The organism is Streptomyces sp. NPDC031379, assembly GCF_055569615.1.
Genome location: NZ_JBVIIT010000009.1, coordinates 112,242 through 118,350, shown reverse-complemented (window position 1 = coordinate 118,350; position 6,109 = coordinate 112,242). Strand labels below are relative to the sequence as shown.

The 6,109-nt window shown below is 68.0% G+C and carries 7 protein-coding genes; 2 read left to right on the top strand and 5 right to left on the bottom strand.

All coding sequences use genetic code 11. The features are described 5' to 3' along the window. Window positions 1-265: 265 nt before the first annotated feature. Genes ACZ5CW_RS15375 through ACZ5CW_RS15360 form a run of 4 tightly spaced genes read right to left on the bottom strand, consistent with a single transcriptional unit; the run spans window position 266 to window position 2,565 of the window. Window positions 266-766, bottom strand: coding sequence for a hypothetical protein (locus ACZ5CW_RS15375; protein ID WP_468601331.1), 501 nt, complete (start codon window positions 764-766; stop codon window positions 266-268). Further along, window positions 763-1,173, bottom strand: a complete 411-nt coding sequence (locus ACZ5CW_RS15370; RefSeq protein ID WP_468601329.1) for a hypothetical protein — start codon at window positions 1,171-1,173, stop codon at window positions 763-765. Before ACZ5CW_RS15370 ends, ACZ5CW_RS15375 begins: the two co-directional genes overlap by 4 nt. 13 nt (window positions 1,174-1,186) lie before the next feature. After that, on the bottom strand, window positions 1,187-1,654 hold the full coding sequence (locus ACZ5CW_RS15365; RefSeq protein ID WP_468601327.1) for a hypothetical protein: 468 nt from the start codon (window positions 1,652-1,654) through the stop codon (window positions 1,187-1,189). 38 nt (window positions 1,655-1,692) lie between these two features. Further along, window positions 1,693-2,565, bottom strand: coding sequence for an esterase/lipase family protein (locus tag ACZ5CW_RS15360; protein WP_468601325.1), 873 nt, complete (start codon window positions 2,563-2,565; stop codon window positions 1,693-1,695). Window positions 2,566-3,193: 628 nt separating this feature from the next. Between ACZ5CW_RS15360 and ACZ5CW_RS15355 the strand changes: the two genes are divergently transcribed. Next, the gene (locus ACZ5CW_RS15355; protein WP_468601323.1) at window positions 3,194-3,838 is read left to right on the top strand and encodes a dihydrofolate reductase family protein; all 645 of its coding nucleotides are present in this window, start codon (window positions 3,194-3,196) and stop codon (window positions 3,836-3,838) included. Window positions 3,839-3,946: 108 nt separating this feature from the next. Here ACZ5CW_RS15355 and ACZ5CW_RS15350 read toward each other — a convergent pair whose 3' ends face one another. Further along, a complete protein-coding gene (locus ACZ5CW_RS15350) occupies window positions 3,947-4,750 on the bottom strand; it encodes a thioesterase family protein (protein WP_468601321.1) in 804 nt (267 codons plus the stop codon). 268 nt (window positions 4,751-5,018) lie between these two features. On the opposite strand from ACZ5CW_RS15350, the gene ACZ5CW_RS15345 reads away from it, so the two are divergent. After that, window positions 5,019-6,059 carry a vWA domain-containing protein gene (locus tag ACZ5CW_RS15345; RefSeq protein WP_468601319.1) on the top strand — a complete coding sequence of 347 codons (1,041 nt, stop codon included), beginning with the start codon at window positions 5,019-5,021 and terminating at the stop codon, window positions 6,057-6,059. Window positions 6,060-6,109 lie beyond the last annotated feature (50 nt).

Here is a 6,109-nt window from a genome sequence, read left to right as displayed (position 1 = left end):
CCTCACCCCCTCTTTCCCCTCCTCTCTCGCTTTGTCCGCTGCCCATCCCCCTTCTCCCCCCCCCCCCCCCCCCCCCCCCCCCCCCCCCCCCCCCACCGCCGTGATCCGTGAGCCGGCGGTCGTGGTGTCGTCCGCGTGCCGCGTGGCGACAGGGCCCAGGCTCGTCACGTCGGCGAGTGAACTCGCCGGCGCGGGAGCCTGGGCCCTGTCGTTCCCCGTCCTCACCTCAGCCCGGGGCGCGGGATCGGGAGGCTTTCGGCGTGTGTCAGCTCCAGCCGGTGCAGTAGCCGTCGGCGTAGCCCGCGCAGGTTTTCACCTGGACGTCCCATATCGGCTGGAAGGAGTGAGTGACCGAATCCAGGTTGTAGGCCTGGTAGTACGTCTTCGCGGTGTTCCCGGAAGCCGTGTTCAGCCGTTCGTCATAGTGCCAGTGCCAGCCCTCCGCCTCGTTCTCCCAGTGCCGGTACCGTACGTACACCCTGGCGGACAGACCGTCCGCTGCCGTGTCCTGGACGGATCCGGTGATCTCGGCGTCCCGGGTGCCGTTCCAGCAGATGATCCAGGACGATCTGGCCCCGGGGATCTGCTGTGTCCCGGTACGGTGCTGCGGCAGCACCTCCGACTCGGCGCACGTGCGGAACGCCGACGTTCCGCGCTCGACCGTCAACGGTGTCCCCGAGGCGGCGGCCGGTGTGGCGACGAGCACAACCGTCGCACTCGCCGCCGCCGCGAGCAGGCCGACCGCGCGGGTCCTGACGGCGCTCATGTGGTGACCGTCTTCCAGGATCCGCAGGTGCCGAGGAGGATCGTCGCCGGGCCCGCCTCGCCGGCGCACACCCGGAAGGAGACGGTGACGCCCTCGGGGAAGTCGATGTCCTCGGCCGTTATCGTGCCGACGCCCGAGGTGGCCCAGACGCTGCCGAAGTCGGAACCACCCCGGCTCCACAGCAACACGGCACTGTGCCCGTCCTCGTGCCTGTCCTGGACGCTGAGCTTCTCCCATGTGCCGGGGTCGTAGAACCAACCCCTGCCGCACTCGCCGATGTGACCGTCTATGTCGGTGGTGTACCCGCAGTACGCCGTCGCGTATGTCGGCGCCGCCGAGGCCGGCGAGGCGAGCAGGAGACTCGCCGCCGCGGCGGCGAGGATCATTCCGTAGCGTGTCGTCTTCACGGCGCGCCCCCGCTCACAGCCGGACACAGGCTCGCCTGGAGCCGTCGTCGGCGGGGGTGAGGTACGTGGTGCGCATGCAGAGCGAGCTGCCCAACTTGAAGGTCCGGTCGACCACGAAGGTTCGGTACTCCGTCTTCCCCCGGTCTTCCGTGTAGGACACGTCGCACCGCCCGGTGCCGTGGACGGCGTAGGGCTTGCCGGTGTTGAGCGTTCCGGACAGGCTGAAGACCATGTAGACCTGCTGGGGGTCCCACAGTGAGCCACCGCAGTAGTCGCCACGGTCCGAGTAGTACTCGTGCGTTGCGTACACTTTCGAGACGAACGTGCCGGTGTGGTACACGGTGATGCACACCGTGCCGCTCACCTGGTTGTCCACACACGCGTCCTTCGTCGCCGCGTGGGCCGCGGTCGGCATGACGGCAAGGGCGAGGCCGCTGAAGAGGACCGCCACGACGAACTGCCATATGCGTCTGAGCATCATGTTCCTTTCCGTGGGTGTGATGCGGGTGTTGGTCCTGGTCACCACTTCCACCAGTGGTAGATGGCGTTGTTGGCGACCCGGGCCGGGGGCGCTCCGGCACTGGTCCAGTACGACGGTTTGTCGTAGTAGTTCCAGTACCACTGCTGGTAGGTGCCGGTCGTCGTCCGAGTGATGGCGTCGTGCTCGATGCCTTGACCGGCGCGATAGATGACGGTGTGGCCGGCGCCGCTCATGCCGACGGCGGACTCGTTGTCCACGGTGTCGTCGTCCTCGGCCCCGACGAGGGTCCAGTCGGTGCCCTGGGCGGACTGAGGTGCGTTGTACAGCCAGGTGTTCAGCAACCACGACCCGGGGGTCATCTCCTCGCACTGGGTGAAGCCGGCGAGGATGTCGCAGAGGAGTCCCATGCCGGTGCCCTTGTGCGGCGTGGAGAGGGTCACCACGTCCTCGACATAGAGGTAGGGCGGCCAGCCGCTCTCCTTCCGGGCCACGCCGGTGAGCGCCGCCCGGGTCACCAGCCCGCCCATGGAGTGGGCGACCACATCGACGGAGATGTTGTTCTTCGAGTAGGAGCTGTAGATGTTCCAGGCGAGGAGTCTGCCCAGTTCCCTGATGGAGACGTCGCGCGTACCGTCGATGATCTTGGTGTTGCAGTTCGTGTCACCGTGGTAGAAGCTGACGGTGTGATACGACCCGGTCCACCCGTACGAACGCATGGCGTCGCCCATGGCGCGCCAGTACCCGTCCCAACAGTCGTGGTGGCCTGTCGGGGCGTAGCCCGGCACGAAGTACACGGGCCGGGCCGCGCTGTTGTCCCGCACCGGCGCGGCGCCGGCCGGTAACGCGCTGGGCAGGAGGAGCGACAGGGCCAGGGCGAGCATGAGGCCGAGCTGAGTCAGGGTGCGCTTCACGTGATTCTCCGTTCCGGACCCGTCAGGGGCAGACACAGCGCTGTGCGGGCTGCCGTGGCCGCAGCGGTTCGGCCCCCGTGGAGTCTGATCGTCAGTCGCACGGCACGGTCGAGTGCGGGACCGGCCACACGGAGTCGGCTACCGGAGGCCTCCGACCCCAAAGATGCTGCTGAACGGCGAGGGCGCCGACAACGCCTACCGTCCGTCCCGGACAGGGTTTCGCTGTCCGGCCTGGTGAGAAGGGTGTCCCGGACAGTACGGCAGCTCACCGGGCTCGCATGTTCCGGCCGGGCGACGGCTCGTCATCCCGTACGGTGCGCCTGTATCGGCTCCTCCCTCCCTGCGGCGTCGTCCGCGAGGGTGCCGTGCGACAGCCTCGCCCTGAGCGGTCATGGACGTGCGGCGCGGTCAGCCTTCGCGTATGCGAGGGCCGGTGCGCGTCCGCTCATGAGGATGACGGCCCGCCGATCCGCCTCTCCATGCCTTTCAGCCGTGGCCAAAAGGCCGCTTCCTGACGCGCCTTGGAAAAAGGTCGCGGGCCGCTGTCGATCCGGCCATGTCCCGTTCGACGTCATGGTGTGCGGCGCCTCGCCGCACGATGACGCGACAGGACCGGACGAGGAAACACGTGGATCAACTGCTGAGAGTCATGAACTTCAACGTCTCGAGTGACGGAATCGGTGCCGGTGAGCACCAGAGTCTCGAGCGGCCGTTCGGCTACGACCATCCCGAGAGGCTGTTCGCCTGGGCCGGAGCCACGGCGAGCTGGCCCATGCGCACGGATCCCGGGGGGAGCCGGGGTCTCGACGACTACTTCACGCGGGACTTCGCACGCCACATCGGTGCCGAGATCATGGGCCGCAACAAGTTCGGGCCCCAGCGCGGGCCCTGGCAGGACCATGAGTGGCGCGGCTGGTGGGGGGAGAAGCCCCCGTTCCACACCCCGGTGTTCGTCATGACCCACCACAGGCGTCCGTCGTTCACGCTCTCCGACACCACGTTCCACTTCGTCGCCGGCGACCCGGCCACGGTCCTCGAACGGGCGCGGGACGCGGCGGAAGGCAAGGACGTCCGACTCGGCGGCGGGGTCACCACCATCCGCCAGTTCCTGGATGCCGACCTCGTCGACACGCTGCACGTGGCGGTCTCGCCGGTGAAGCTCGGGTCCGGACTACGGCTCTGGGAGTCACCCGACGAACTGCTCGACCGGTTCCACTTGGAAGTCGTACCCAGCCCGAGCGGCGTGCGGCACCACCTGTTCTGGCGAAGGTGACGCGAGGGCCCGCCACTGGCGCAGCTAGCCGAAGCGGGCCTCGATCGGGTGGTCCCAGGAGGCGTAGGTCGGGGTGAAGGACAGCTCGGCCTGCGCCCGGCCACGGCCCTAGCCGAGGGTCAGCGGCCGGACCGTGAGGATCTGTTCGGCGTGGCCGACGGGACCGTCGATGTCGTGCAGGACGCTGCTGGTGAGGCCCTGGCCCGTCGGGCCGAAGGTGACAGTGGTGTCCAGGCCGGTCCAGGGGCCTCGCGGCCGGCGGTGCAGATGGATCGTCAGGTCGAGGTTCGGGAACATCCACGCGGTGGGGTCCTGCTGCACGGCGATGCCGTTCGCGGTGTCCACGAGAGCGATGTACGAGGCGAGGGCGCTGCTCGGCTCGCCCGCGACCAGGTCGACGAGCGAGGACACCCAGGCCGCCGTGCGCCCCTTGCGGGGCGAGGGCATGCGGCGGACGTCGATGGAGGAGACGTAGCCGCCGTTCCATTCCTCGTTCATGGCCCAGGGGACGAACTCTTCCGGGGCGGGGAGCCGCTCGACGGGGGTGTCCGCCACGGAGGAGGTGTCCAGAGAAGCCTGCAGCCAGGCGCGGGCGCGGACGACGGGTCGGCCGGCGATGACCACGACGGCTTCCAGGAGTTCGATGGTCCGGCCGGGACGAAGGGTCTCCACCGTGATCTCGCACTCGTCGAGGGCGATACGGCCGAGGATGTCGTAGCTGATCCTCGTGAGCGCCAGGCTCCCGGCCCGCTGCGCGAGGTGTCGGTCGATCTCGTGCACGACGAGCCCCGCCAGTGGGCTGAAGTGCTGTTCATCGGTGTTCCACGCACCCCCCGCGTGAGCAGTGGGCTTGTAGAGGTGCTCGCCCGTCCGCTCGTAGTGGCTCTCGCGCGCGACGATGCGGGTGGTCACGGGATCCGTCTCCTCGAAGAGGGTGACGCGCACCAAGAAAGATGCATGATGCAATCATCGTAGGGAGTGCCGGTCCGATCGGTCACCGTGATCTGCCGCACAGCACGTCAGACGGGGCGCGTCGCCGGTACCTCCGCATGCCGCGCTCCGGCCGCACCCCCCGCCCGATGCGCTCCTCGTCCGGTCCGGGAGCCAAGATCGATTGTCAGTGGTCGGTGAGACGATCGGAGCATCGAGTCGGAGAGAGTCGGCAAGAGGGGGATCCGTCATGTCCGGGAACCAGAACTACATCAACCACGTTGCTCTCGTGCTGGATGCCAGTTCGTCCATGTCCCACCTGAGCCGCAAGGTCGTCGAAGTCGCCGACCAGCAGATCGCGTATCTTGCCCGCCGGTCGAGGGAGCTGGACCAGGAGACCCGCGTCACGGTGTACGTCTTCGCGGACAAGGTGGAGTGCGTCATCTACGACAAGGACGTGCTGCGGATGCCGTCGCTGAAGCAGCTGTACCGGGTCGGTGGAATGACGGCTCTGCTGGCGGCGGCACTGAAGTCGCAGCGAGAGCTGGCGCAGACGGCTCAGCTGTACGGCGACCACAGCTTCCTGACGTTCGTGCTCACCGACGGGCAGGAGAACGCAAGTCACCGCTGCGCGGACGCCCCGACCAGGGATCCGCGTGAACTGGTCGCGGCCGTGGCCGAGATGATCGAGACGCAGCAGGACAACTGGACGCTGGCCGTTCTGGTGCCGGACCAGATGGGCAAGCGCGAGGCCATGCAGTGCGGCTTCCCGAAGAACAACATCGCCATCTGGGACGCCACGAGCACACAGGGTCTGGAGGAGGCCGGGCAGGTCATCCAGCAGGCCACCGAGAAGTTCATGGTGGGCCGCTCCCAGGGCATCCGGGGATCGCGGGCGGTGTTCTCCATGGGCGCGGAAGCGGTCAACAAGGACACCATCAAGGCGGCCGGCCTCACCCCGGCGAAGTCCTCGGAGTACCAGCTGATCCCGGTGACCCGTGACGCGGGAATCCGGGACTGGGTCGTCGAATCCGGGCACACCTACCGCACCGGTGGCGCGTTCTACCAGCTGAGCAAGTCGGAGAAGATACAGGCGCGGAAGCAGATCGCGGTCCTGGAGAAGAAGACGGACCGGGTGTACACGGGGCCCGAGGCGCGAGCCCTGCTCGGCCTGCCGGACGTGGAGGTCCGCGTCAAGCCGGACCACAACGACGACTTCACGATCTTCGTGCAGAGCACCAGCGTGAACCGCAAGCTCGTACCGAACACGCGGCTGCTGCTGATGCTCTGACACCTCGGCGTGAGCATCGAGGACACGCGGAGCGGGACCTTGCACACACC